Source organism: Stenotrophomonas sp. SPM, from assembly GCF_003105135.1.
In the GTDB taxonomy this organism is placed as follows: Bacteria; Pseudomonadota; Gammaproteobacteria; order Xanthomonadales; family Xanthomonadaceae; genus Stenotrophomonas.
The window spans coordinates 1-23,780 of record NZ_QETL01000060.1 but is presented as its reverse complement, the minus strand read 5'-3'; the positions used below and the strand labels follow the sequence as shown (position 1 = coordinate 23,780).

Here is a 23,780-nt window from a genome sequence, read left to right as displayed (position 1 = left end):
GGGGTGGGTCCGGTTGCAGGGGCGTGAGCCGCATGGATGCGGCGACCGAGCTTACAGGGACGTACTTGCAGCGACCCCTGCAACCGGACCCACCCCGCCATCCCACGGAATGTCCGCTGTTGCTGTTGCTTCGGCTAGAGGCTTCTGCAGGTGCAGGGCGCAGCCCTGCAAAACCCCCTACCTCCCCGGCAACTGCGCGAACGCGCGCTGCATGCAGTCTTCCCGCGGGCACACCCGGCACCCCGGCCCAATCGACACCGAATTGCCGGGACTCTGCACATCCAGCCCCAGCGAATACACCAACCGCTCCGCATGCTGCAGATCGCAGCCCAGCGCCACCGCAAACGTCTTGCGCGGCTGCCCATGCCCCACCGGCCCGCTGCTGACCTGCCGTGCCAGCCAGAAGTGGCGCCGCCCATCAGGCATGCGCGCGGTCTGCGTCAGGATCCGCCCCGGCTGGTTGAACGCCTCGTAGACGATCCACAGCGGGCACGACCCACCCACCTGCGAGAAATGGAAGTCGGTCGCCGAATGGCGCTTGGACACATTGCCCGCACGGTCCACGCGGATGAAGAAGAACGGCAGCCCCGGTGCACTGCGCCGCGCCAGCGTGCTCAGCCGGTGGCACACCGCCTCGAAGCCCACGCCGAACTGATGCGCCAGCAGCTCGATGTCGTAGTTGCTGGCCTCGGCCGCACGCAGGAAGCGCATGTACGGCATCACCAGCGCCCCGGCGAAGTAGTTCGACAGGCCGATCCGCGCCTGCGCGATGCGCGCGTCATCGTGGAAGCCCGCGCGGGCGATCACCGCATCGATCTGCGGCAGGTAACCGTGCAGGGCCAGTTCGGCCGCCATCTGGAACGCCTGCTGGCCCGGTTCCAGGTAATCGGGCAGCCACAGCCGCCGCGCGCCGGCATCGAACTGCCGCTTCTCGCGCCCGGCCTGCAACGCAGCCACTTCCACCAGCACGCCGTGGCGGTCGGCCAGCAGCTGGCGCAGGCGCGGCGCCACATGTCCCGGTGACAGCCCCCACTCGGCGAACAGGCGCTCGGCCAGTTCGTCCAGCTCGGGGATGTGGTTGTGCATACGGTTGAAGAACTCGCGCACCTGGTCGCCGGCGGGCAGGGTGCTGCCGGCCGCCGGCTCGCCCAACTGGAATTCCAGCGCAGCGGCATGCTCGCGCAGGGCCAGGTGGCGGCGGTGCAGGTCCAGCAGGGCGCGGCTGACCTGCGGCAGGTTGCCGGCCAGCGCACGCAGTTCGGTGGCACTCACCTCCGCCAGACCCAGGTCGCGCAGCGTCTCGCCCAGCGCCTCCTGCAGCGCGGCGGGCTCATCGTCGTCGAACAGGGCCGAAACATCGCCCAACACCTCGCCCAGCTTCTTCTGCACGGCCGGCGTCAGCGGGCGCTTGTTGCGCTCGATCTGGTTCAGGTAGCTGGCCGACAGGCCGAGGGCACGGGCCAGGTCCACCTGGCTGTAGCCGCGCTGCTCGCGCAGCCGCAGCAGGCGCAGGCCCAGCTGGCGTTGTGAAGGCTGGAAATTCACAGAATTAACATGAATCGTCTGGCGTGTTGGCCAGATTAAGCGGATTCAGGCCGGAAATCGAGGTGGGTGCTGTGAATAATGCCAAGCATCTTTCGAGCCAGTGGGATTGTCGTCATGACTGTTGCAGCGCCCCGTATCCGCATGCTGATCGATGGCCAGTTCATTGAATCGGCCACCTCCCACTGGCAGGACGTGATCAATCCGGCCACCCAGGACGTGCTGGCCCAGGTGCCGTTCGCCACCACCGGTGAAGTGGATGCCGCCGTCGCCGCCGCCAAGGAAGCCTTCAAGACCTGGCGCAAGACCCCGATCGGCACCCGTGCGCGCATCTTCCTGAAGTACCAGCAGCTGATCCGCGAGAACATGGGCGAGCTGGCCCACATCCTCACCGCCGAACAGGGCAAGACCCTGCCCGACGCCGAAGGCGATGTGTTCCGCGGCCTGGAAGTGGTCGAGCACGCTGCCGCCATCGGCAACCTGCAGCTGGGCGAGCTGGCCAACAACGTGGCCAACGGCGTGGACACCTACAGCATCATGCAGCCGCTGGGCGTGTGCGCCGGCATCACCCCGTTCAACTTCCCGGCGATGATCCCGCTGTGGATGTTCCCGATGGCGATTGCAACGGGCAACACCTTCATCCTCAAGCCGTCCGAGCAGGACCCGATGGTGACCATGCGCCTGGTTGAGCTGGCGCTGGAAGCCGGCATTCCGAAGGGCGTGCTGAACGTCGTCCACGGTGGCGAGGAAGTGGTCAACGCGATCTGCGACCACCCGGACATCAAGGCCGTGTCGTTCGTCGGTTCCACCCGCGTCGGCACCCACGTCTACAACCGCGCCTCGCTGGCCGGCAAGCGCGTGCAGTGCATGATGGGCGCCAAGAACCACGCCGTGGTACTGCCGGACGCCAACAAGGAACAGACCCTCAACGCGATGGTCGGCGCCGCCTTCGGTGCGGCCGGCCAGCGCTGCATGGCCGCCTCGACCCTGGTGCTGGTGGGTGAAGCTCGCAACTGGGTGCAGGATCTGGTGGCCAAGGCGCAGACCCTCAAGGTCAGCGGCGGCACTGTGTCCGGCACCGACGTCGGCCCGGTCATTTCCTGCAGCGCCCGCGAGCGCGTCGAAGGCCTGATCGCCTCGGGCGTGGAACAGGGCGCCAAGCTGGTGCTCGACGGCCGCAAGCCGCAGGTCGATGGCTTCGAGAAGGGCAACTTCGTCGGCCCGACCATCTTTGCCGGTGTCACCACCGACATGCGCATCTACCAGGAAGAAATCTTCGGGCCGGTGCTTGTCATCCTCGAAGCGGAAACGCTGGACGAGGCCATCGCCATGGTCAACAGCAACCCGAACGGCAACGGCACCGCGCTGTTCACCCAGTCCGGCGCAGCCGCGCGCAGGTTCCAGGAAGACATCGACGTCGGCCAGGTCGGCATCAACGTGCCGATCCCGGTGCCGGTGCCGCTGTTCTCGTTCACCGGTTCGCGCGCGTCCAAGCTGGGCGACCTGGGCCCGTACGGCAAGCAGGTCGTGCTGTTCTACACCCAGACCAAGACCGTCACCGCACGTTGGTTCGATGACGAGACGCTGAGCCACGGCGTCAACACCACCATCAGCCTGAAGTAAGGGCAGGAGCAGCCATGAGTCACTCGATGACGACGGACCAGGAAGAAGCGCAGCAGGCGTACCGCGAAGCGGCGCGTGACTTCGCACAGGCCGAACTGGCGCCGCACGCCGCGCGATGGGATGCGGAGGGCATCTTTCCGCGCGAGGCGATCGCCAAGGCCGGTGAACTGGGCTTCTGTGGTCTGTACATGGACCCGGAAGTCGGCGGCAGCGGCCTCAGCCGCCTGGACGCCGCCGTCGTCATCGAGGAGCTCGCCAACGTCGATCCGTCGACTGCGGCGTATGTCAGCATCCACAACATGGCCTCGTGGATGGTGTCCAGGTGGGGCCAGGCCGAACTGCGCGATGCGTGGGGCACCGATCTGTCCTCGGGCAGCAAGCTGGCCTCGTACTGCCTGACCGAGCCGGGCGCCGGCTCCGATGCGGCTTCGCTGAAGACCACCGCCGTGCGCGACGGTGACTTCTATGTGCTGAACGGCTCCAAGGCCTTCATCTCCGGCGCCGGTGCCACCGAGCTGCTGGTGGTGATGGCGCGTACCGGCGGTGCCGGTGCGGGCGGTGTCAGTGCCATCGCAGTGCCGGCAGACCTGCCGGGCATCAGCTATGGCCGCAAGGAAGAGAAGATGGGCTGGAACAGCCAGCCCACCCGTGGCATCACCTTCGAAAACGTCCGCGTGCCGGTCAGCCACCTTCTGGGAGAGGAAGGCGGCGGCTTCAAGCTGGCGATGAAGGGACTGGACGGCGGACGCATCAACATCGCCGCCTGCTCGCTGGGTGCCGCGCAGGGCGCGCTGGATGCCGCACGCCGCTACATGGGCGAGCGCCGCCAGTTCGGCAAGGCGCTGGCCGATTTCCAGGCGCTGCAGTTCAAGCTGGCCGACATGGCCATCGAACTGGTCGCCGCCCGGCAGATGGTGCACTCGGCCGCGCGCAAGCTCGACGCCGGTGCCAGCGATGCCAACGTGTGGTGCGCGATGGCCAAGCGCTTCGCCACCGATGCCGGCTTCAAGATCTGCAATGAAGCGCTGCAGATCCACGGTGGCTACGGCTACATCCGCGAATACCCGATCGAGCGCCTGCTGCGCGACAGCCGCGTGCACCAGATCCTGGAAGGCACCAACGAGATCATGCGGGTGATCGTTGCCCGCCACCTGCTCAACACCGAAGAGGAACTGCGATGAAGGATTGGCGTACCCAGGAGCACGTGGGCCTGAAGGTCGAGGCCGATGGCCACACCGCCGTGGTCACCCTGCACAACCCGCCGGCGCACACCTGGACCGTGCACAGCCTGTCCGCGCTGCGCGACCTGGTGGGCGCGCTCAACGCAGACCGCGACATCTACGCGCTGGTGATCACCGGTGACGGCGAGAAGTTCTTCTCCGCCGGCGCCGACCTCAACCAGTTCGCCTCGGGCGACAAGGCCGCCGCACGCGAAGCCGCACGCCGTTTCGGCGAAGCCTTCGAAGCGCTGTCCGGCTTCCGTGGCGTGTCCATCGCCGCCATCAACGGCTACGCCATGGGCGGTGGCCTGGAATGCGCGCTGGCCTGCGACCTGCGCATCATCGAAGACCACGCCCAGGTGGCGTTGCCGGAGGCCACCGTCGGCCTGCTGCCGTGCGCCGGTGGCACCCAGAACCTGCCGCGCCTGGTCGGCGAGGGCTGGGCCAAGCGCATGATCCTGCTGGGCGAGCGCATCAATGCTGAAACCGCCGTGCGCATTGGTCTTGCCGAAGAAAAGGTCGGCAAGGGCGAAGCCAAGGCGCTGGCGCTGGAATGGGCGAAGAAGGCCGGCAAGCAGAGCCCGACCAGCATCGCCGCCTGCAAGACCCTGGTGCAGTCCACCCGCACCGGCACCCACGCCTCGGCACTGGTGGCCGAGCGCGAAGCCTTCGTCGATCTGTTCGACACCGCCGACCAGGTCGAGGGCGTGAGCGCCTTCCTGGAAAAGCGCGCCGCGCAGTGGAAGAACGCATGACCACCGACACCGTTGCCGACGACGCACCGGTGCTGTTCGAAGAGCGCGTGGCCGGCAACGGCACGCGCATCGGCTTCGCCACGCTCAACGCGCCGCGCACGCTCAATGGCTTCTCGCTGCCGATGGCGCACCTGCTGCTGAAGCAGTTGAACGCCTGGGCCGACGATGACGGCATCGCGATGGTGGTGCTGCAGGGTGCCGGCGAAAAGGCCTTCTGCGCCGGTGGCGACCTGCACAGCCTGTACAAGGCCATGGTCGCCTTCCGCAACGCCGGCCACGGCGACATCCGCGAAAATGACCACGCCGCTGAGTTCTTCGACGTCGAATACCGCGTTGATTACCTGATCCACACCTACACCAAGCCGATCCTGTGCTGGGGCCACGGCATCGTGATGGGCGGCGGCATCGGCCTGATGTCCGGCGCCAGCCACCGCGTGGTCAGCGAGCGCTCCAAGCTGGCCTTCCCGGAAATCACCGTCGGCCTGTTCCCAGATGTGGGCGGCAGCTGGCTGCTGCCGCGCGTGCCGGGCAAGGGCGGCCTGTTCCTGGCCCTGACCGGCGCGCTGCTGAACCCGGGCGATGCCATCTACGCCGGCCTGGCTGACGTGCACGTTGCCGAAGAACGCCGCAGCGCGGTGTTCGATGCACTGCTGCAGGTGGCCTGGTCGGGCGATGCCGCGCACAACCACGAGCGCCTGGATCATCTGCTGCAGTCACATGCCAGCGATGCAGCCACCGGCCCGCTGCTGGCCAATGCCGCGCAGGTCGACGCGCTGTGCGCAGGCGACGATCTGCCTGCGATCATCGCGCGCATCCGCGACCTGCAGACCGACGATGCCTGGCTGCAGGCCGCACAGAAGACCCTCGCTGCCGGTGCACCTGGTTCGGCGCGGCTGGCCTTCGAACTGCAGCGCCGCAGCGCCGGCCAGGACCTGGCCAGCGTCTATCGCCTGGAGTACGTCACTGCGCTGCACTGCGCCGCCCGTGGCGACTTCGCCGAAGGCATCCGCGCGCTGCTGATCGACAAGGACCGCAACCCGCAGTGGAACCCGGCCACCCTGGCCGAGGCCACCGCCGCGTGGGCGGACACGTTCTTTGTTTCCCCCTGGGCCGAGGCCGCGCACCCGCTGGCCGACCTGGGCACTCCGCTTGCTGAAAGGAGCCTTGCATGAGCTGCATTGCATTCATCGGGTTGGGCAACATGGGTGGCCCGATGGCCGCCAACCTCGTCAAGAACGGCCACACCGTGCGTGTGTTCGACCTGGTGCCGGCCGCGGTCCAGGCCGCCGTCGACGCCGGTGCCAGCGCCGCACCGTCGGCGCGCGACACCCTGGCCGACGCCGAAGTGGTGATCTCGATGCTGCCGGCCAGCCGCCACGTCGAAGGCGTGTACCTCGGCGATGACGGCATCCTTGCCGACATCCCGGCCAGTGCGCTGGTCATCGACTGCAGCACGATCGCCCCGGCCAGCGCCCGCAAGGTCTCTGAAGCCGCTGCCGCGCGTGGCCTGCAGATGCTCGACGCACCGGTGTCCGGCGGCACCGCCGGTGCACAGGCGGGCACGCTCACCTTCATCGTCGGTGGCGAAGAGGACGCGCTGGAACGTGCGCGCCCGGTGCTGCAGGCGATGGGCAAGAACATCTTCCACGTCGGTGCGAGTGGCGCCGGCCAGGTTGCCAAGCTGTGCAACAACATGGCGCTGGGCGTGATCATGGCCGTCACCGGCGAAGCCATCGCCCTGGGCGTGGCGCACGGTCTGGACCCGAAGGTGCTGTCGCAGATGATGGCGGTCAGCACTGGCCGCAGCTGGGCCACCGAAGTGTGCAACCCGTGGCCGGGCGTGCTGGAAAACGCGCCGGCCTCGCGCGGCTACAGCGGCGGTTTCGGCAGCGACCTGATGCTGAAGGACATGGGTCTGGCGGTGGAAGCGGCGATGAATGTCGGCGCCTCGATCCCGCTGGGTGAAGTGGCCCGAAACCTGTATTCGATGAACCACCAGGCCGGTCGCGGCAAGCTGGATTTCTCCAGCGTCGTGCAGCTCATCACGAGCGAGAAGTAAGGCTTGAACGTGTAGAGCCGAGCCTATGCTCGGCTGTATGGATCAGCCGAGCAGGGGCTCGGCGCTACACAAGCAAATGCGTCCCCGGCCTTGTGCCGGGGCCCACCCGAGGTGGGATGGGCGGATGCCCGGTTTCGACCGGCATCCGCCCATTTTTTTGGGGTCGGATCAGGCAACGATCAGCGTCACGTCGATGTTGCCGCGGGTGGCGTTGGAGTAAGGGCAGACGATGTGGGCCTTCTGCACCAGCTCTTCCAGCTGCTCGCGCGGCACACCCGGGGCGTTGATGGTCAGCTCGGCTTCGATGCCGAAACCGGTCGGGATCTGGCCGATGCCGACCTTGCCGGTGACGGTGGTCTCGGCCGGCAGCGCGACCTTGGCCTGGCCGGCGACGAACTTCAGCGCGCCGAGGAAGCAGGCCGAGTAGCCGGCAGCGAACAGCTGTTCCGGATTGGTGCCCGGGCCGCCGGCGCCGCCCAGCTCGCGCGGGGTCGACAGCTGGATGTCCAGCACGTTGTCGGAGGAGACCGAACGGCCTTCGCGGCCGCCGGTGGAGGTGGCCTGGGCGGTGTACAGAACCTTTTCGATGGACATGGGATGCTCCTGGTCAGTGGGTGGGTGTTTCGATGGGTCTACTTTGCCCGGTCCTGCAGGACGATGGGTGATAGTTAGTCCTGAATATTTGATTTATCGTCCTATCCACCTAGATCGTCCACTCGCGGTCGGTGGTGAACATGATTGTCAGCCAGCGGTCCGGCGAGGCCTCGCCCAGCGCATCGCCGATCTCGTCGCGCAGCTGGTCCCACTCCACCAGCGGCCGCGGCGGGTCGTCCTCGCGGACCACGAAGAACAGCTCGATCTGCTCGCCACGGCCGACCTGGGCCACGTAGCTGCGGTGTTCGACAAAGCCATGCCGGGCCACGATGTCGCGCGCCACGGCATCCACGTGCGCCTGCAGTTCCGGCGGGGTCACCAGCAGGATCCCGGCCAGCGCGCGGCGCACCGTGCCCAGCGGCGCCACCATCACGAACAGGCAGACCACCGCCAGGATGGCCGGATCGATATAGGGCCCGACCCAGGCCAGCGACGTGCCCTGCACCAGCACGCCGCCCAAGAACGCGACCACATAGCAGGCCGACATGCTGGCGGCGATCACCCAGTTCTTCGCGTCGAGGGCGATGAAATCCGAACCGATGCGGCGGTTGGCGCGCCACACGAACGCGCCGAACGCACTTTCCGCCAGCAGCGAGACCACACCGAACACGATGGCCGGGCCCAGCGCGATGTGGCGCCCGCCGGACATCAGCGCATCCACCGCATTGACCAGCGCGTACAGCGCCGCGCCGATCATCAGCAGGCCGCTCACCCCCAGCACGATCGGTTCCAGGTGCCAGAAGCCCATGGTGAAACGCTGGTTAAGCCGCGACTGCAGCGCATCGGTCTGCGTGGACAGCGCGATCAGGCGTGCCACCAGCAGCGACAGCCAGGTCATCACCACGTCGATCAGGCCGTAGATGCCATCGAAGATGATCAGCGAGGAATTGGCCAGCAGGCCGAACACCACGCCGGCCAGTGCAACCGCCAGCGAGAAGGCGATGGACAGGCGCAGCACGCCCTGTTCGGTGGCGGGGTCGAAGAAGCGGGGAGAGGGCAGGACCATGGCCCGATTGTAGGGCCGCGCCATGTCACCCGGCGTTCAACCGCCGCCCGCGCTACCCCTGCCGGGTCGCTTCCCGTAGACTGCGCGCCTCCCACGTACCGGCTCCCGACTGCAGTGATCACGCCACCCTGACCCTTGCCGCACCTCGGCAGCCGGCCCGCCCGGCTCAGGAACCCGCGTCTTTCCACTGCAGCGCCACGTGGCCCCACGCCCGTGCGCGCGGAGTTTTCCCATGCAAACGTCCTACCCCCTGCGCCAGCAATGGCTCGGCAACATCCGTGGTGATCTGCTGTCCGGCATGGTCGTCGCCCTGGCCCTGATTCCCGAGGCCATCGCCTTCTCGCTGATCGCCGGCGTCGACCCCAAGGTCGGCCTGTACGCCGCGTTCTCGATCGCCGTGGTCACCGCCATCGCCGGCGGCCGCCCCGGCATGATCTCCGCCGCCACCGGCGCAATGGCGCTGGTGATGGTCGACCTGGTCAAGGACCACGGCCTGCAGTACCTGTTCGCCGCCAGCATCCTGGCCGGCCTGCTGCAGGTGCTGGCCGGCGTGTTCAAGCTCGGCTCGCTGATGCGCTTCGTCTCGCGCTCGGTCATCACCGGCTTCGTCAACGCGCTGGCCATCCTCATCTTCCTGGCGCAGATGCCGGAACTGATCGGCCGCGGCCCCACTGTCTACGTGCTGTGTGCCGCCGCGCTGGCCATCATCTACCTGCTGCCGCGCATCACCCGCGCGGTGCCGTCGCCGCTGGTCGCCATCGTCGTGCTCACCGCCGTGGTCATCGGCTTCGGCGTGGACGTGCGCAGCGTCGGCGACATGGGCCAGCTGCCCGACAGCCTGCCGCACTTCCTCATTCCCGACGTGCCTCTCACCTGGGAAACGCTGCGCATCCTGCTGCCGGTGTCGGCCACGCTGGCCGTGGTCGGCCTGCTCGAATCGATGATGACCCTGCAGATCGTCGAGGACATCACCGAGACCCCCAGCGCGCGCAACCGCGAGTGCGTCGGCCAGGGCGTGGCCAACACGGTCACCGGCTTCCTCGGCGGCATGGCCGGCTGCGCGATGATCGGCCAGTCGGTCATCAACGTGACCTCCGGTGGCCGCGGCCGACTGTCCTGCCTGGTGGCCGGCGCGCTGCTGCTGGTGCTGGTGGTGTACGGCAGTGACCTGGTGCGGCAGATCCCGATGGCGGCGCTGGTGGCGGTGATGATCATGGTCAGCATCGGCACTTTCAGCTGGCGCTCGCTGCGTGACCTGCGCACCCATCCGCGAAGCTCGTCTGCCGTGATGCTGCTGACCGTCGTGGTCACCGTGGCCACCCACGACCTGGCCAAGGGCGTGCTCAGCGGCGTGCTGCTGTCGGCGCTGTTCTTCGCCCGCAAGGTCGGCCGCATGCTGGATGTGCAGCGCGAAGACACCGTCGATACCCAGGTCTACCGCGTGCGCGGCCAGGTGTTCTTCGCCTCGGCCGGCCAGCTCGGTGCGGCGTTTGATTACCAGCACGTGGCGCCGAAGGTGCAGATCGACCTGCGTGATGCCCATCTGTGGGACCTGACCGCAGTGGCGGCCCTGGAGCGGGCGCAGGAAAAGCTGGCCGCGCATGGTGCGCAGGTGACGGTGGTGGGCCTCAATGCCGCCAGCCGGACCCTGATCGAGCAGGTGGGCGGCGCGCGCGGCGGGCACTGAGGCACCGCGACGGCGCCCACACAATCTGAATCCGGTCAGGCACCTGAAACCCTGGCTGCCGTAGGATTGCCGGCGTGATGGGGACCGATGGACGGCCCCGCCCGGGCCAGCTTCTGCTGGCCCCACGCCAGGGAGATGCAGGTGATGCAGGCAATGCGCTTCCGTAAGCACATGACCCTGAACCGTCGACGCTGGACGGCGCTGATGCTGTGCATGGCACTGGGCGCTTGCCAGGCGCCTTCCTCCACGGCATCGACCGACACGCCATCGACCGAAGCAGCCGCCACCGCGCCCGCGCAGGCCGTGCTGCGGCCTGCATACAGCCAGTGCGTGCGGGACGCGCGTGGCATGGACGACCAGCTTGAAGCGTGCGACGCCAGCGAGCTGGCCTACCAGCGGAAGCAGATGGAGGCCGAGGTCGCGCGCCTCATGGGTGGCGCCGATGGTCCGGCCAAGGACCGCTGGATGGACGAGCAGGCGAACTGGGCCGAAGACACCGACATGCGTTGTTCACCAGCCAGCGACCACGTGGGACCGATGCTGGATGCACAGTCGTGCCGCATCAACCGGTATGCCAAACGCGCCGTCGAGCTTCGTTCGCGCGAGCTGGCGCCACACTTCAGTGATCCCGCTTCCAAGGAGAGATGAGCAATGCAGGCAATGATGCTGTTTACGTGCAACCGACGCCTTCTACCCGCCAACGCGGCTGCATTCTTCCTTGCGCTGGTTATCAGCTTCGCCCTGACCGCCTGCGAGGACACGACGGCGGGCGCGACGACGGCCGCAGCCCCTGCAGCCTCGGCCCAGGCAGGCAACGCTGCCTCCGCAGCCCCGCCGGCAGCGCTCGCCGCACCCGGCGCGTCCACCTCGGCCGACGCCGATGCGGAAGACTTCCCGGCCCCGCGCCCGGATGACTCATACAACACGGCGACGCTGCGTCCGCAGTACGCGACCTGTGTGAATGCTTCCGGCGGCGCGACGCCCGCCCTGCAGGCCTGTGGCGATGAGGAACTGCGCTATCAGGAGGACCGGTTGGCGGCGGTTGTCGCAGAGCAGGTGGCCCGCCCGGACAGCAAGGCCAAGGATGACTGGATGGAGGCGCAGGCCGCGTGGTGGTCCGACACCAACCATTACTGCACGTCGGACCCCGGTACCGAAGGCCAGGGCCAGATGCTGGACGCACAGTCCTGCCGCATCAACCGCGTGGCCAACCGCGTTGACCAGTTGAACGCTTCGACCGATCAACCCTGAGCCCCCTCTTCGAACCTCCAAACGCAAGGAGACCAGCAGCATGGACGTGGTGACCGACGCAAAGAAGGCGATGGACGGCTGGCACCGCGGCCAGACTTCCGCAAGCTACGAAACCAGCAATCGCGGCCCGGGCTGGATTTCCTCTGGAAAGGGCGACCATGGCGGCGTTTCCTATGGCACCTACCAGTTCGCCAGCGCAGTGGGCGGGGTGGACGAATACCTGGCGGGCTCGCGTTACGGCGCCGAATTCCGTGGCCTGACGCCGGCCAGCCAGGCCTTCAACGATCGCTGGAAGGAGATCGCCGACCGGGACCCGGGTGCCTTCGGTCGCGACCAGCACAACTTCATCCAGCACCAGTACTACGACAAGCAGCTTGCGCGCCTGAAGGACGCAGGGGTGGATCTGCAGGGCCGTGGCCCCGCGGTGCAGGATGCCCTGTGGAGCACGTCGGTGCAGTACCGGAACATGACCCGCGGTGTCTTCGTCAACGGCCTGAAGGAGGCTTATGGCGATGGTTACAAGCTGTCTGAACTGAGTGATGAGCAGATCGTGCGCGCGGTGCAGGACTACAAGCACGACAACGTGCAAAGACACTTTGAGAGTTCACCCACGCAATGGAATGCGCTGCGCGAACGCACGCTCAATGAAAAGGCGGATCTGGTCGGGCTGGCGCGTTACGAGCAGGTCAGCCGCCATCCGCAGGATTACCAGGGCAAGACCTACGAACAGGCGTTCGGCGAACCGCTGCACCGTGCGCGGGGCAGCCATGCCGCGCGCCCAGCGATGGCCGACGGCGTGCTGGTGCAGGGCGAGCGGGGTGCCGAGGTGCAGGCCCTGCAGCAGAAGCTGGCGCAAGCCGGCTACACCGGCAAGGACGGCAAGGCGCTGAATCCCGATGGCGATTTCGGCGGCAATACCGAACACGCGGTGCGACAGTTCCAGAAGGCCCATGGGCTTGAGGAAGATGGCAAGGCCGGTCGCGATACGCTGGCCGCGCTGGGCGCTGGTACCCAGGCGCGAGCACCCGCGGGCGAGCGCAGCCACTCGCCGACGCCGGCCCCGGCCTCGGCGGCCGCTGCTGCCGCCCCCGGTGGAGGCCGCATCACCGTGGTCGAACCGTATGGCAACGTCACCAGCAATCGTACGCTGGCCCACGGCATGAGCGGAGACGAGGCCTATCGCCTGCTGAAGATCCACCACCCCAACACCAACGCCGAAGCGGTGCGGACCGGCGATGCCAGCAAGGCCGATCGCCAGTCCGGCATGGTGGAAGGGGAGATGGAGAACATCCGCACCACCGGCGACAAGAACGGCATTCCGCTGGTGCGCAAGGACCTGATCCTGACCGACCGCCTGGCCAACCGCGATGTGATGATCCCCAACCCGGTGGCCGGCTACGTGGAGTTCCTGAAGGACCCCACCAACGGCATCCGCATCTACAGCCACCCGGCCGGCGATCCGCGTCGCGAGCTGGTTGGCCAGGTCATGCACGGTGCGGCTGGATCGTCGCCGTACAAGAACGGTGACTTCGTTGAATACGGCGCGCCGCTGGTCAAGCAGTCAAACGCCGGCACCAAGGCCGTGCACGCCCACATCGAGCTCGAGCCGGACCAGTACCGCCGCTACCTGGGCGACATGCTCAACGACCGCATCACCCTGGGCGGCACGGTGCACGCGCAGGGCCCTGCCGCCGCGCAGGCCGCGCGCAGTGCGCAGCAGGCGCCGATGGCCGACGGCATGCTGGTGAAGGGCGAGCGGGGGGATGAGGTCAAGGCGCTGCAGGGCAGGCTGGCCGCGCTGGGTTACACCGCCGCCGACGGCAAAGCGCTGGGCGCCGATGGCATCTTCGGCAAGGACACGCTGGCTGCGGTCAAGCAGTTCCAGGCCAACAACGGCCTGGACGATGACGGCAAGGCTGGCCGCCTGACGTTGGCGCGCCTGCAGGATCCGGCTGCAGTAAAGGCTGGCGCGCAGACCACCACCGCCCCGGCACGTGCCGAGCCGGTGGCACCTGCCACGCCCGCAACGCCCGCCAGCATGCGCGACGCCGGGCATGTCGAGAACCCGCGCTTCAACCAGGCGCTGGAGAAGCTGCAGGCGTTGCAGCAGCAGCGCGCACAGGCCGGGCTGAGCCCGCTGTTTGCCAACGCACAGGAAACCGAACGTGCCGCCGGCCAGCTGGCCTATGAGAGCAAGGTTGCCGGCATGCGCCAGATCGACCATGTGCTCGCGCGCCCGGATGGCACGGGCCTGTTCGCGGTGCAGGGCAACGTGGGCGACCCGGCTGCACAGCGCGCCTTCGTCGATCGCCAGCAGGCGGTGTCGCAGTCGGTGGAAGCCAGCACCCGGCAGAGTGCCGAGCTGGATAGCCAGTTCAACCCGCAGGTGCAGGCCCAGCAGGAAGACCAGGTGAAGGGGCGCGCGCTGTAAGGCTGCTGAAAAGACAGGCCCCGGGCTGTCCCGGGGCCTGTAGTGCGCTTACGCCATCATGGCCCGCGGGCCGTGCTGCTGGGTCTGCTGGTCGATCCGCTGCTGCTCGCGCTGCTGGTCGCTCACCTGCAGGGCGCGCTCGCTGTTTTCCTGCACGCTCTGGCCCATCGCCTCGGCCGTGGACACCGGTGCGGAATTGCGGTTCAACGCGCTTTCGTCGCGCATCGCATTGGCCTGCACGGCGCGCGCCATCGAGCCATCCTGGTTGAGCTCCACCCGGTCGATCTTCCACATCCCGGCCCGGGTCGCTTCCACGGTGAGGGCGGCGGCCAGCTTCTCGCTGTGTTCGCCGGACGGCAGCCCGCGCGCTTCCTCGGCGAATTTCACCTGCACCAGCGTCTCGGTGTACAGCCAGTTCTGCGGGCTTCGCGGGTCGGACATCGGGTACACCGTCTCGCGCGCCGGATCGGCGGCGGTCTGCTGTCCAGGGTTCTGGTTCTGGCCCTGGTTCTGACCCTGACCCTGCGCCCGCTGCTGCACTTCGCTGGCCAGTGCCTGGCGGGTGTCCGCATCGGCGATGCCGGTGGCGGGCAGGCCGTGCTGCTGCTGGAACGTGTTGATGGCATGGCGGCTGCCAGCGCCCAGGTAGCCATCGCTGGCGATGGCCTGGCCCTTGGCATCGGTCAGCCCCAGCGCGGCCAGGTTGCCCTGCAGTTCGCGCGCTTCGCGGTCGATGGCGGTCAGCGTGTCACGGCCGGCCTTGCCGTCCACCGGGTCCAGGTTGTGTGCGCGCTGGAATTCCTCCACCGCCTGACGGGTGGTGGCATCGAAGCGGCGGTCGGGGTTCAGCGTCTGCTGGCCATCCGCGCTGGCAAAGCCGAGCGCCACCAGGTTGTTTTCCAGCTTCAGCACCTCGCGGCCGCTGGAGCCCTCCTTCAGCGTCTGCGAAGCGGCCTGCTGCCGCGGCGCGCCGATCTGGCCCAGCGCCACCTGGATGTCGGCATCGTTCTGCTCGCCGGCCGGCGAGAAGTCGCGGCTGCTCACCTTGGCGTGGGCGCGGTCCATCGCGTCCTTGTTGTTGGCGTAGGCATCCTCGTAGCGCACGGCGATGTCACCGGCCTTGGGCGCATCGAAATACTGGTAGGTCTCGCGGATCTGGCCGGCCTTGGCGCGCAGCGCCTCGTAGTCACCGCCTTCTTCCAGCACCTTCTGCAGCTTGGGCAGCTGGCTGGGCAGCTGGTTGGCGGTCTTGGCGATCAGGCTGATCGCTTCGAAGCGGTTTTCCTCGGCGATGTTGCTGCCATGCGTGTCCACCATCGTCATGCCGGTCTGGGTGGCGTTGCGCACCTGCGGGTAATCGATGTTGGCGTGGATCCACTGCTTGCCTTCGGCCGACCCCGCCCACGCGTTGATGCTGTCGCGGGTGTTGGTGTCGATGAATTCGATCGAGCTGCGCCCGCTGAGGCCATTGCCGTGGCTGAGCAGGTCGCGGCGCAGGTCGGCGTGGTCCTGGGTGAAGGGCAGGTTGTGCGCCTTGGCGTAGGCGCTGGCCTGGTCGATCACTGCATCGACATAGGTGGTCTCGCCCGGTTTCAGGGCGTGGCCGTCGATGGCGCCCAGCGCCCATTCGCCACGCTGGCCGAAGTCGACCTGGATCGCGCCCAGGCTGTAGCCGCTGTTCTGTGCGACCCGGCTGACGGTGCCCCAGTGCGGTTCGCTCACGCCCTGGGTGATGCCAGCGATGGCCAGGTGGTAGGACGCGGGGCCGCCCTCGGTGCCACGGCCGACCGCGAAGTACACCGCGCCGGAGGTGGCATCCAGGTCGTGGGTGTCGATATTGGTAGGCATTTTCTACATCCTTGTGCAGGGGGAGGGCATGCCCTCCCGAAGGTCAGTCCAGCAGCTGCAGGTAGGCCTGGAGCTGGTCGGCACGCGCGCTCAGGCGCATCGCGTCGTTCAATCCGCTCTGCAGGTTGCCCGGCTGCGAATCGTCGTACAGCGCGGTCTCCAGTTCGCCATCGCGGCTGCGCGACTGCAGCCAAGCGCGTTGCGCGTTCACCAGCTTGGTCTTATTCGCGCCGCTCAGCTTGGCCTGCAGCTGTCTGTAGGCCTGGTTCAGGCGCTGGTCCTGGCGGGTGGTTTCCGACGACAGGCACGCGGCCTGCTCGATCGCACCTTGCGCCTTGTCCCTGCAGGCGGTGAAGGTCGGGCTCAGCCCGGTCGCGGCCGGTGCCGCGCTCGCCGTGCCAATGGCCAGGGCGGCCACGGCCAGTGCTGCGGCGAGGGTCCTGCTCATACGCTTGTGCTGCATCGTTTGCTCCGCACGTCCAATCCATTGCGAGCGCGGGACTATAGCGGCGTCAACATTCCGACACCGTCAACGGAAGGCGACAACTGTGACCGGTTGCTCAGGATGATGGATCTGGATTGGCCTGGCCTTCAGGCAGGCGGCGCCGGTGCTGTCCCCGCAGCACCCGAGGCCCGCCCGGCGCCATTCAGCCGCCCGGTGTAAACTATTGATCTCACTGGTAATGCCAGTCTCCACGATCAACACCCCGATGACGTCCGCCACCGCCCGTTACGCCGATTCCCTGCGCCTGTCCGTTGCCCCCATGATGGATTGGACGGACCGCCACTGCCGCGTGTTCCACCGCGTGCTGGCGCCGGGTGCCCGGCTGTACACCGAGATGGTGCACGCCAACGCCGTCATCCACGGTGACCGCGAGCGCCTGCTCGGCTTCGACGCCAGCGAACAGCCGCTGGCCCTGCAGCTGGGCGGCAGCGATCCGGCCCTGCTGGCGCAGGCCGCGCGCATTGCCGCCGACTGGGGCTACGACGAGGTCAACCTCAACTGTGGCTGCCCGTCCGACCGCGTGCAGGCCGGGCGTTTCGGTGCCTGCCTGATGCGCGAACCGGCGCTGGTGGCCGAGTGCGTGGCGGCGATGGTCGCAGCGGTGGACATCCCGGTGACGGTGAAGTGCCGCCTGGGCGTGGACGAGGACAACGAGTACGACGTGTTCGCCGGCTTCGTCGACCGCCAGGTCGCCGCCGGTGCCGCCATGGTCGTGGTACATGCGCGCAACGCCTGGCTGAAGGGCCTGTCGCCGAAGGAGAACCGCGAGGTTCCGCCGCTGAAGTACGACTGGGCCTACCGCCTCAAGCAGGCGCGCCCGGCGCTCCCGGTGGTCATCAACGGTGGCCTGGCCACGGTGGAAGCCGTGCAGGCCCAGGCCGCGCATGTCGATGGCGTCATGCTTGGCCGCGCCGCGTACCACGACCCCTACCTGCTGCATCAGCTGGAGGCGCTGCACACCGGCGCCGCGCTGCGCGCGCGTGGCGAACTGCTGCGCGCGATGCGCCCCTACATCGAGGCCCGCCTGGGCGAGGGCCTGGCCCTGAAGCACATCACCCGCCACCTGCTGGGCCTGTTCCACGGCCAGCCGGGCGGTCGCGCGTTCCGCCAGGTGCTGAGCGAAGGCGCACACCGCCCCGGCGCCGACTGGGCGCTGATCGAGCAGGCGCTGGCGGTCACCGAGCGCGAGGCCGATCGCGCCGCAGCGTGATTTCAGTCACATTCCTGACTTGACAAGGCCCATGGATTCGTCCCGAATGTTCACTTAGATGAACGACGCCGGAGAGCACCCGGAAAAGTTCAGATCGGATTCACCGCGCCAAACCAATCATTTGCAAAGGAAATGTAAAGGCCGGGTCCCGTATCCGGTGCTCCGGATTTACGACTTTTGAACGAATCGCCGTGCTCGGCTAGGATCGCATCGATGTCTTCCGCTCCCTTCCACCGCCGCATTGCCCTGGCCACCTGCGTGGTCCTGGCGGCTGCCCCCCTTTCTGCAGCGATGGCCCAGCAGCCACCGCGCGGTGGTGGCGGCGAGCCGCGTGCGGCCATGCGCGCGGACATGATGGAACGTGGTGGCCGTGGTGACGACCGTTCGCTGTCCGATGCCGTGCGCCGGGTGCAGCGCTCCACCGGTGGCCACATCCTCGGCGCCGAGCGCGTGCCGTTCGATGGCCGGGACATCAACCGGGTCAAGTACATGGATGACCGGGGCCGGGTCCGCTACATGGACGACCCCGCCCCGGCACGTTCACAGCCGCGCACGCCGCGGTCGGATATGTCATCACTACGCGGCGATAACCCCTGAACAGGGATAGTTGCCGTAACACACCGTACCCACAGGCCTCCGGGCCACACCCAGGACACTAGGGAGAGTTCATGCGTATCCTTCTGGTCGAAGACGAAGCCCCGCTGCGTGAGACCCTGGCAGCCCGGCTCAAGCGCGAAGGTTTTGCCGTCGATGCCGCGCAGGACGGCGAGGAAGGCCTCTACATGGGCCGCGAAGTACCGTTCGACGTCGGCATCATCGACCTGGGCCTGCCCAAGATGTCGGGCATGGAGCTGATCAAGGCTCTGCGCGACGAGGGCAAGAAGTTCCCGGTGCTGATCCTGACCGCGCGTTCGAGCTGGCAGGACAAGGTCGAAGGCCTCAAGCAGGGCGCCGACGATTACCTGGTCAAGCCGTTCCATGTGGAAGAGCTGCTGGCCCGCGTCAACGCGCTGCTGCGCCGCGCCGCCGGCTGGAGCAAGCCGACCCTGGAATGCGGTCCGGTTGCCCTGGACCTGGCAGCACAGACGGTCAGCGTCACCGGCAGCAATGTCGACCTGACCAGCTACGAGTACAAGGTGCTGGAATACCTGATGATGCATGCCGGTGAACTGGTCTCCAAGGCCGACCTCACCGAGCACATCTACCAGCAGGATTTCGACCGCGACTCGAACGTGCTGGAAGTCTTCATCGGCCGCCTGCGCAAGAAGCTGGACCCCGACGGCGAACTGAAGCCGATCGAGACCGTGCGTGGCCGCGGCTACCGTTTCGCGATCCCGCGCAACGAGGGCTGAGCCTTCCACAAGGCGATAAACGATGTCCGGCCGTCTGTGGTTCTTCCGACGCTGGCGGCCGCGCTCACTGCAGGCGCGCCAGCTGTTCGCCGCGTCCGTGGGCCTGGTCGCGTTCCTGGCCCTGGCCGGTTACGCGCTCGATGCCGCCTTCGCCGACACGGCGAAGGCGAACCTGCGTGAGCGCCTGAAGAACTACGCTACGGCCTACGCGGCCGGCATCGACTTCACTCGCGACCGCTCGCTGTACATCCGCGAGCAGCCGCCGGATCCGCGCTTCGACGTGCCCGGCAGTGGCCTGTACCTGCAGGTGGTGATGCCGGACGGCAAGGGCAATTCGATGTCCGCCGAAGGCCCGATGCTGCCCACGGTGGGAGGCGGCCTGCTGGCCCCGCGCCAGGAAGTGTTCGAAGGCCCGCTGCCGATGATCCAGATCGACGGCAGCCAGGGCTCGGTCTACCGCTACGGTCTGGGCCTGGTGTGGGATGCCGACGCCGACCCCGCCACCGAATTCCCGTACACCATCTACGTGATGGAAGACTCGCGCGCGCTGGGCGCGCAGCTGCGCGTGTTCCGCAGCCGGGTCTGGTTCTATCTGGGCGGCATCGGCCTGATCCTGCTGCTGCTGCAGACGGTCATCCTGCAGTGGAGCCTGCGCCCGTTGCGCCGGGTCATCACCGAGCTGACCAAGGTGCAGCGCGGCGAGACCGAGCGCATGAGCGAGCGCCACCCGCGCGAGCTGGAGCCGCTGACCGACAGCATCAACGCCTTCATCGAGAGCGAGCGCGAGAACCTCGAGCGCCAGCGCAACACCCTGGCCGACCTGGCGCACAGCCTGAAGACGCCGATCGCCGTGCTGCGCACGCAGATGGACAGCGGTGCCGGCGATGGCGCCCTGCGCGAGGAACTGGACGTGCAGCTGCAGCGCATGAACAATCTGGTGTCCTACCAGTTGGCGCGCGCCGCCTCTTCGGGCCACAAGCTGTTCTCCGCACCGCTGCCGGTGGAATCCAACGCCGAGGAAATCGTGCGTGGCCTGGAGAAGGTCTACGCGTCGAAGGGCGTGCTCTGCGAATTCGACATCGACCCGGCCGCGCGTTTCCACGGCGAACCGGGCGACCTGCAGGAACTGCTGGGCAACCTGCTGGAAAACGCCTTCAAGTGGGCCAAGCGCCGCGTGCTGCTGACCGCGCAGCCGCTGCCGGCACCGAACGCGCGCCGCGCCGGCCTGCTGCTGGCGGTGGACGACGATGGCCCGGGCATCGCCCCGGAAGACATCGGCAAGGTGCTGCAGCGTGGCGTGCGCGGCGACGAACGCGTGCAGGGCCACGGCATCGGCCTGTCGATCGTGCAGGACCTGATCAAGGATTACCGCGGCGAACTGCTGGTCGCCCGCTCCAGCGAACTGGGGGGCGCGCGCTTCGAAGTGCGCCTGCCGCCAGGGCCGTAACGATCCGGCAATCCGATCCGCCGGGCATGGCCCGGCGCTACCGCTGCTCTGTAGAGTCGAGCCATGCTCGACTGCTTTCAGCCGGCGGCTCACCATAGAACCGCCGCAGGTGCGCGGCCACCTCCGGCAGCGCCTGCGCCAGCACCTCCGGCGCGGAGAAGTGGTACTCGCTGGCCACGGCGAAGAACTCTTCCGGCGCTTCGGCGGCATAAGGGTCGATCAGCGTTTCCTCGCCAGCATCCACCTGCGCGCAGAACGCATCGTAGGACTGCTGGAAGGCCGCCGCCCATTCGCGCTGCCACGCACGCGGCAACGGCGGCGTGCCGTCCATCGCGCCATCCAGTGCATCCAGCTTGTGCACCATCTCGTGCACGGCCACGCAGTAGCCTTCGTGCGGTTCGGCCAGGTCGGCCTGCACGTCGGCCCAGGACAGGATCAATGGCCCGCTGTCCCACGACTCGCCAATCAGTTCGTCATCCCATTCGTGCAGCACGCCGGCTGCATCCATGTGGCTGCGATGCACACGGAAGGCATCGGGGTAGACGATCAGCTGCGACCAGCCTTCCAGCCCGACCTCGCCGAATTCCAGCAGCGGCAGGCAGCACAGCGCGGCCAACAGCACGCCGTCGGCCACCTGCAGCTGCAGGTCGCCAATCGGGGTGATGGTTTTCTCATGCAGGAAGCGGGTGGCCAGCACGCGCAGACGCGCACGGCGCGCATCGTCCAGGCCCCGCAGCCAGGCGGCGCGGCCGCAGGCTTCATTCCACATCGCATCTTCGATGGGCCGCGGCGCAGGCCGCAGCCACTGCAGCAACGACTTGATCAGCGGAACATACCCGGCAGGTAGCTGTGCCACTTCGGTGCGCGGATGCGCTGCAGCACATCGTCATCGCTGCCGCCGCCACCGCTGCTGGTCGCGCTGCTCGCCGCCGGGCGCACCGGTGCCGGCTTGGCCGCGGTGGCCGAAGCGGTGGTGGTCGAAGCACGCTGCGAAGCGGCATCCGGGGTGGAGTACACACAGCCCCCACGGCTGTCGTCCAGCGATGCTGTTGCCGAGGCCGCGAAGGGCATCGCCAGCAGGATCAGGCAATGGGCATAGTGGCGCATTGACGACATCCAGGTTGAGGGAGGGTGAGTTCCCGATTCTAGCCCGAACCCGGCCCTGGATTGGAAGCCCCTCCCCCGGCACCCCGCGGGCGTCGCTGGCGGCTTTCCCGCATAATTCCGTTCTGACCTTGTGGAAGCTGCCGTGGACGATCGCCAATTGCTGGCCAAACTCGCTGCCGGTCGCCTGTCCGGCGACGCCCTGGCCCGTGAGCTGGGCCAGACCCGGGCGGCCATATGGAAGCGTATTCAAGGACTTAGAGCTGCCGGTGTGGACATCGAAGGCCGTGCAGGCGAGGGCTACGGCCTGAGCCAGCCGCTGGAGCTGCTGGACCCGGCGGCCATCCGCGCGCACCTGCCCGACGACGCCGTGGCCCTCCTGCATGACCTGCAGGTGGCCTGGACGGTGGATTCCACCAATGCCGAATTGCTGCGGTGCAGCGCGCCGCAGCGCGGCGTTTGCGTCCTGCTGGCCGAGCGCCAGACCGGCGGTCGCGGTCGTCGTGGCCGCAGCTGGGCCTCGCCGCTGGCCGCCCACGTCTACCTGTCGGTATTGCGCCTGTTCTCCGGTGGCCTGGGCCGCCTGGCCGGCCTCAGCCTGGTGGCCGGCGTCGCCGTGGCCGAGGCGCTCCACGACCTGGGCTACACCCAGGCGCAGCTGAAGTGGCCCAACGACGTGCTGGTGGACGGGCGCAAGCTGGTCGGCCTGCTGGCCGAGGGCGGAGGCGAATATGCCGGCCCGGCACGCGCGGTCATCGGCATCGGCATCAACGTGCACATGCCGCCGGCCTTCGCCGAACAGATCACCCAGCCCTGGGTCGACCTGGACACCCTGGCCGGCAGCCATGTCGACCGCAACGTGGTGGTGGCCGCCGTGCTGGCGCGCCTGCTGCCGGCGCTGGACGTGTTCGACCGCGAGGGCCTGGCCCCGTTCCTGCCGCGCTATGCCGCCTTCGACATGCTGGCCGGCCGCGAGGTGCGCGTGGAGCTGGAAGGCCAATGGCAGCACGGCACCGCGCTGGGCCTGGCCGATGACGGCGCCCTGCGCGTACGCATCGATGGCCACGAGCGCCTGCTGCATGCCGGCGAAGTGAGCGTGAGGAAGGCATGAGCGATTGGTTGTTCGACCTCGGCAATTCGCGCTTCAAGTTCGCGCCGTTGCAGGGTGACCGTGCCGGTGATGTGCAGGCCTGGGCGCATGGCGCCGAAGGCATGGCCGCGCAGCCGCCGCACAGCCTGCCCACGGGCGGCACCGCCTTCGTTGCCAGCGTGGCCGCACCGTCGCTGACCACCGCCATGCTGCAGCAGCTGCAGGCCCGCTTCGGCGATGTGCGCGTGGTGCGCACCAGTGCCGAATGCGCAGGCGTGCGCATCGCCTATGCCAAGCCGGAAAAATTCGGCGTCGATCGTTTCCTCGCACTGCTGGCCGCGGCTACCGCACGGCGTCCGGTGCTGGTGGTGGGCGTGGGTACCGCGCTGACCATTGATCTGCTCGACGCCGACGGCCAGCACCACGGCGGCCGCATTTCCGCCTCGCCCACCACCATGCGTGAGGCGCTGCATGCGCGCGCGGTGCAGTTGCCGGCCAGTGGTGGCGACTACAGCGAATTTGCCAACGACACCGCCGACGCGCTGGCCTCCGGCTGTGATGGCGCCGCCGTGGCCCTGGTCGAACGCAGTGCGCGCCAGGCGCAGGCGCTGCTGGGCGTGGCTCCCGCACTGCTGGTGCATGGCGGCGGCGCACCGGCATTGATGCCGTTGCTGGACGGCGCCGATTACCATCCGTCGCTGGTGCTGGACGGCCTCGCCCGCTGGGCGGTGCACCAGCCCGCAGGCTAGTATCGGCAGCATGCTGACCCGTGCCCTGATCGTCGTGCTGGCCATCCTCAACGTAGGCGTCGCCAGCTGGTGGCTGCTGCGCAGTGAACCCGCGCCGGCCACGCCACCCCAGCCCGCCACCGGCGTGGCCGAACTGCGCTGGCTGCCGGGCGGCACCGATGCCGCTGCCGTGGCGCAGACCGCCGCCATCACCGCGCCGACCGAGGCGCTGCAGGAGCGTGAGGCTGCGCCCAGCGCCGCCGTGGCC

22 protein-coding genes and 1 pseudogene are annotated in these 23,780 nt (G+C 68.0%); 16 read left to right on the top strand and 7 right to left on the bottom strand.

Annotation, left to right across the window (positions count from 1 at the left end):
* Window positions 1–177: 177 nt before the first annotated feature.
* The gene (locus DCO49_RS13135) at window positions 178–1,545 is read right to left on the bottom strand and encodes a short-chain fatty acyl-CoA regulator family protein (RefSeq protein ID WP_116864407.1); all 1,368 of its coding nucleotides are present in this window, start codon (window positions 1,543–1,545) and stop codon (window positions 178–180) included.
* A gap of 114 nt (window positions 1,546–1,659) precedes the next feature.
* Between DCO49_RS13135 and DCO49_RS13130 the strand changes: the two genes are divergently transcribed.
* Genes DCO49_RS13130 through mmsB form a run of 5 tightly spaced genes read left to right on the top strand, consistent with a single transcriptional unit; the run spans window position 1,660 to window position 7,199 of the window.
* Window positions 1,660–3,165, top strand: a complete 1,506-nt coding sequence (locus DCO49_RS13130) for a CoA-acylating methylmalonate-semialdehyde dehydrogenase (protein ID WP_116864406.1) — start codon at window positions 1,660–1,662, stop codon at window positions 3,163–3,165.
* Between the two features lie 14 nt (window positions 3,166–3,179).
* The gene (locus DCO49_RS13125) at window positions 3,180–4,346 is read left to right on the top strand and encodes an acyl-CoA dehydrogenase family protein (protein ID WP_116864405.1); all 1,167 of its coding nucleotides are present in this window, start codon (window positions 3,180–3,182) and stop codon (window positions 4,344–4,346) included.
* Window positions 4,343–5,140, top strand: coding sequence for an enoyl-CoA hydratase (locus DCO49_RS13120; RefSeq protein ID WP_116864404.1), 798 nt, complete (start codon window positions 4,343–4,345; stop codon window positions 5,138–5,140). The genes DCO49_RS13125 and DCO49_RS13120 overlap by 4 nt, the downstream gene beginning before the upstream one ends.
* A complete protein-coding gene (locus DCO49_RS13115; RefSeq protein ID WP_116864403.1) occupies window positions 5,137–6,312 on the top strand; it encodes an enoyl-CoA hydratase/isomerase family protein in 1,176 nt (391 codons plus the stop codon). The genes DCO49_RS13120 and DCO49_RS13115 overlap by 4 nt, the downstream gene beginning before the upstream one ends.
* Window positions 6,309–7,199, top strand: coding sequence for a 3-hydroxyisobutyrate dehydrogenase (gene mmsB / locus DCO49_RS13110; protein ID WP_116864402.1), 891 nt, complete (start codon window positions 6,309–6,311; stop codon window positions 7,197–7,199). The genes DCO49_RS13115 and mmsB overlap by 4 nt, the downstream gene beginning before the upstream one ends.
* Window positions 7,200–7,367: 168 nt before the next feature.
* On the opposite strand, the gene DCO49_RS13105 is transcribed toward mmsB, so the two are convergent.
* Both DCO49_RS13105 and DCO49_RS13100 read right to left on the bottom strand, forming a co-directional pair.
* Window positions 7,368–7,793: an organic hydroperoxide resistance protein gene (locus DCO49_RS13105; RefSeq protein WP_108758371.1), complete on the bottom strand. Its 426-nt coding sequence runs from the start codon at window positions 7,791–7,793 to the stop codon at window positions 7,368–7,370.
* Window positions 7,794–7,902: 109 nt separating this feature from the next.
* Window positions 7,903–8,859, bottom strand: coding sequence for a cation transporter (locus tag DCO49_RS13100; protein WP_207776490.1), 957 nt, complete (start codon window positions 8,857–8,859; stop codon window positions 7,903–7,905).
* Between the two features lie 232 nt (window positions 8,860–9,091).
* Between DCO49_RS13100 and DCO49_RS13095 the strand changes: the two genes are divergently transcribed.
* The 4 genes from DCO49_RS13095 to DCO49_RS13080 all read left to right on the top strand — a co-directional run bounded on the left by DCO49_RS13095 (window position 9,092) and on the right by DCO49_RS13080 (window position 14,228).
* On the top strand, window positions 9,092–10,546 hold the full coding sequence (locus DCO49_RS13095; protein ID WP_116864400.1) for a SulP family inorganic anion transporter: 1,455 nt from the start codon (window positions 9,092–9,094) through the stop codon (window positions 10,544–10,546).
* A gap of 87 nt (window positions 10,547–10,633) precedes the next feature.
* Window positions 10,634–11,194, top strand: a complete 561-nt coding sequence (locus DCO49_RS13090; protein ID WP_243402739.1) for a lysozyme inhibitor LprI family protein — start codon at window positions 10,634–10,636, stop codon at window positions 11,192–11,194.
* A 3-nt stretch (window positions 11,195–11,197) separates the two neighbouring features.
* Window positions 11,198–11,797, top strand: a complete 600-nt coding sequence (locus tag DCO49_RS13085) for a lysozyme inhibitor LprI family protein (protein WP_207776489.1) — start codon at window positions 11,198–11,200, stop codon at window positions 11,795–11,797.
* 40 nt (window positions 11,798–11,837) lie between these two features.
* Window positions 11,838–14,228: a peptidoglycan-binding domain-containing protein gene (locus DCO49_RS13080; RefSeq protein ID WP_116864399.1), complete on the top strand. Its 2,391-nt coding sequence runs from the start codon at window positions 11,838–11,840 to the stop codon at window positions 14,226–14,228.
* A gap of 48 nt (window positions 14,229–14,276) precedes the next feature.
* On the opposite strand, the gene DCO49_RS13075 is transcribed toward DCO49_RS13080, so the two are convergent.
* A complete protein-coding gene (locus DCO49_RS13075) occupies window positions 14,277–16,076 on the bottom strand; it encodes a peptidoglycan-binding protein (protein ID WP_116864398.1) in 1,800 nt (599 codons plus the stop codon).
* 43 nt (window positions 16,077–16,119) lie between these two features.
* The gene (locus DCO49_RS13070) at window positions 16,120–16,524 is read right to left on the bottom strand and encodes a lysozyme inhibitor LprI family protein (protein ID WP_243402738.1); all 405 of its coding nucleotides are present in this window, start codon (window positions 16,522–16,524) and stop codon (window positions 16,120–16,122) included.
* A 235-nt stretch (window positions 16,525–16,759) separates the two neighbouring features.
* Here DCO49_RS13070 and dusA point away from each other — a divergent pair, with 235 nt between their 5' ends.
* From dusA to DCO49_RS13050, 4 genes are all read left to right on the top strand, one after another.
* A complete protein-coding gene (dusA, locus tag DCO49_RS13065; RefSeq protein WP_116864396.1) occupies window positions 16,760–17,791 on the top strand; it encodes a tRNA dihydrouridine(20/20a) synthase DusA in 1,032 nt (343 codons plus the stop codon).
* A gap of 213 nt (window positions 17,792–18,004) precedes the next feature.
* The gene (locus DCO49_RS13060) at window positions 18,005–18,388 is read left to right on the top strand and encodes a hypothetical protein (RefSeq protein ID WP_116864395.1); all 384 of its coding nucleotides are present in this window, start codon (window positions 18,005–18,007) and stop codon (window positions 18,386–18,388) included.
* 71 nt (window positions 18,389–18,459) lie between these two features.
* Window positions 18,460–19,143: a response regulator transcription factor gene (locus DCO49_RS13055; protein WP_079224892.1), complete on the top strand. Its 684-nt coding sequence runs from the start codon at window positions 18,460–18,462 to the stop codon at window positions 19,141–19,143.
* A gap of 22 nt (window positions 19,144–19,165) precedes the next feature.
* Entirely contained in the window at window positions 19,166–20,590 is a 1,425-nt protein-coding gene (locus tag DCO49_RS13050; RefSeq protein WP_079224893.1) for a sensor histidine kinase, read from the top strand.
* 37 nt (window positions 20,591–20,627) lie between these two features.
* Here DCO49_RS13050 and DCO49_RS13045 read toward each other — a convergent pair whose 3' ends face one another.
* Window positions 20,628–21,446 carry a M90 family metallopeptidase gene (locus DCO49_RS13045; RefSeq protein ID WP_243402737.1) on the bottom strand — a complete coding sequence of 273 codons (819 nt, stop codon included), beginning with the start codon at window positions 21,444–21,446 and terminating at the stop codon, window positions 20,628–20,630.
* Entirely contained in the window at window positions 21,413–21,697 is a 285-nt protein-coding gene (locus DCO49_RS13040; protein WP_116864393.1) for a hypothetical protein, read from the bottom strand. The genes DCO49_RS13045 and DCO49_RS13040 overlap by 34 nt, the downstream gene beginning before the upstream one ends.
* Window positions 21,698–21,839: 142 nt before the next feature.
* On the opposite strand from DCO49_RS13040, the gene birA reads away from it, so the two are divergent.
* The 3 genes and pseudogenes from birA to DCO49_RS13025 all read left to right on the top strand — a co-directional run.
* The gene (gene birA / locus DCO49_RS13035; protein ID WP_116864392.1) at window positions 21,840–22,805 is read left to right on the top strand and encodes a bifunctional biotin--[acetyl-CoA-carboxylase] ligase/biotin operon repressor BirA; all 966 of its coding nucleotides are present in this window, start codon (window positions 21,840–21,842) and stop codon (window positions 22,803–22,805) included.
* Window positions 22,802–23,533: a type III pantothenate kinase gene (locus DCO49_RS13030; protein WP_108767424.1), complete on the top strand. Its 732-nt coding sequence runs from the start codon at window positions 22,802–22,804 to the stop codon at window positions 23,531–23,533. The genes birA and DCO49_RS13030 overlap by 4 nt, the downstream gene beginning before the upstream one ends.
* 10 nt (window positions 23,534–23,543) lie before the next feature.
* Window positions 23,544–23,780: pseudogene (locus DCO49_RS13025) on the top strand (SPOR domain-containing protein); the annotation flags it as partial.

Coding starts and splice junctions, on each gene's coding strand:
- DCO49_RS13130 (WP_116864406.1), top strand. CDS start 1,660: ATGACTGTTGCAGCGCCCCGTATCCGCATGCTGATCGATGGCCAGTTC.
- DCO49_RS13125 (WP_116864405.1), top strand. CDS start 3,180: ATGAGTCACTCGATGACGACGGACCAGGAAGAAGCGCAGCAGGCGTAC.
- DCO49_RS13120 (WP_116864404.1), top strand. CDS start 4,343: ATGAAGGATTGGCGTACCCAGGAGCACGTGGGCCTGAAGGTCGAGGCC.
- DCO49_RS13115 (WP_116864403.1), top strand. CDS start 5,137: ATGACCACCGACACCGTTGCCGACGACGCACCGGTGCTGTTCGAAGAG.
- mmsB (WP_116864402.1), top strand. CDS start 6,309: ATGAGCTGCATTGCATTCATCGGGTTGGGCAACATGGGTGGCCCGATG.
- DCO49_RS13105 (WP_108758371.1), bottom strand. CDS start 7,793: ATGTCCATCGAAAAGGTTCTGTACACCGCCCAGGCCACCTCCACCGGC.
- DCO49_RS13100 (WP_207776490.1), bottom strand. CDS start 8,859: ATGGTCCTGCCCTCTCCCCGCTTCTTCGACCCCGCCACCGAACAGGGC.
- DCO49_RS13095 (WP_116864400.1), top strand. CDS start 9,092: ATGCAAACGTCCTACCCCCTGCGCCAGCAATGGCTCGGCAACATCCGT.
- DCO49_RS13090 (WP_243402739.1), top strand. CDS start 10,634: ATGGACGGCCCCGCCCGGGCCAGCTTCTGCTGGCCCCACGCCAGGGAG.
- DCO49_RS13085 (WP_207776489.1), top strand. CDS start 11,198: ATGCAGGCAATGATGCTGTTTACGTGCAACCGACGCCTTCTACCCGCC.
- DCO49_RS13080 (WP_116864399.1), top strand. CDS start 11,838: ATGGACGTGGTGACCGACGCAAAGAAGGCGATGGACGGCTGGCACCGC.
- DCO49_RS13075 (WP_116864398.1), bottom strand. CDS start 16,076: ATGCCTACCAATATCGACACCCACGACCTGGATGCCACCTCCGGCGCG.
- DCO49_RS13070 (WP_243402738.1), bottom strand. CDS start 16,524: ATGAGCAGGACCCTCGCCGCAGCACTGGCCGTGGCCGCCCTGGCCATT.
- dusA (WP_116864396.1), top strand. CDS start 16,760: ATGCCAGTCTCCACGATCAACACCCCGATGACGTCCGCCACCGCCCGT.
- DCO49_RS13060 (WP_116864395.1), top strand. CDS start 18,005: ATGTCTTCCGCTCCCTTCCACCGCCGCATTGCCCTGGCCACCTGCGTG.
- DCO49_RS13055 (WP_079224892.1), top strand. CDS start 18,460: ATGCGTATCCTTCTGGTCGAAGACGAAGCCCCGCTGCGTGAGACCCTG.
- DCO49_RS13050 (WP_079224893.1), top strand. CDS start 19,166: ATGTCCGGCCGTCTGTGGTTCTTCCGACGCTGGCGGCCGCGCTCACTG.
- DCO49_RS13040 (WP_116864393.1), bottom strand. CDS start 21,697: ATGCGCCACTATGCCCATTGCCTGATCCTGCTGGCGATGCCCTTCGCG.
- DCO49_RS13030 (WP_108767424.1), top strand. CDS start 22,802: ATGAGCGATTGGTTGTTCGACCTCGGCAATTCGCGCTTCAAGTTCGCG.